Annotated in this window: 1 protein-coding gene; it reads right to left on the bottom strand. The window is 69.0% G+C overall.

What is annotated here, in order from left to right:
- A partial coding sequence (locus I53_RS11135) for an aldo/keto reductase (protein ID WP_043350503.1) occupies positions 1-448 on the bottom strand: 448 nt, incomplete at its 3' end.
- Between the last annotated feature and the right edge of the window lie 103 nt (positions 449-551).

Below are 551 nucleotides of genomic sequence, written 5' to 3'. Positions count from 1 at the left end.
CGAGTGTTCGCACGTCGGAAATGGCCGATACGTTCACCCGACCGCTGACCGCCTTCTGGACCTGATAGAGGTCGATGTGGTCGAGCTGGAGCCGCTTGAGGCTCGCCTTGCAGGCGTCGATCAGGTGCAGGCGCGAGGCGCCCTTGGCGTTCGCGCCCGACCCCATCGGCCCGTAGCCCTTGGTGGCGACGACGACGCTGTCGCGTGGGACCTTGAGGTCGCGCAGGGCCTGGCCGGTGATCTGCTCCGAGAGCCCCTCCGCGTAGACGTCGGCCGTGTCGATGAAGTTGATCCCGGCCTCGAGCGCCCGTCCGACGAGGCGCCCGGCCTCCGTCTGGTCGAGGGCGCCGATCTGGCGCCACATCCCGGCCCCGCCGCCGAAGGTCATGGTGCCGAGGCAGAGTTCCGAGACGAACAGCCCCGTGCTGCCGAGCTTCTTCTGATACATGCCTGCCTGATCCCGTCCGTGTCTGGGGTGTCAACGCGCGGGAGCGGGCCCGGTGCGCTCAGGGCTCCCAGCGGTGGAAGACCGCGCTGTCGAAGGCGAAGAC

It is taken from the genome of Methylobacterium sp. B1 (genome assembly GCF_000333255.1).
GTDB lineage: Bacteria > Pseudomonadota > Alphaproteobacteria > Rhizobiales > Beijerinckiaceae > Methylobacterium > Methylobacterium fujisawaense.
This window is presented reverse-complemented; position numbering and strand designations above follow the sequence as displayed.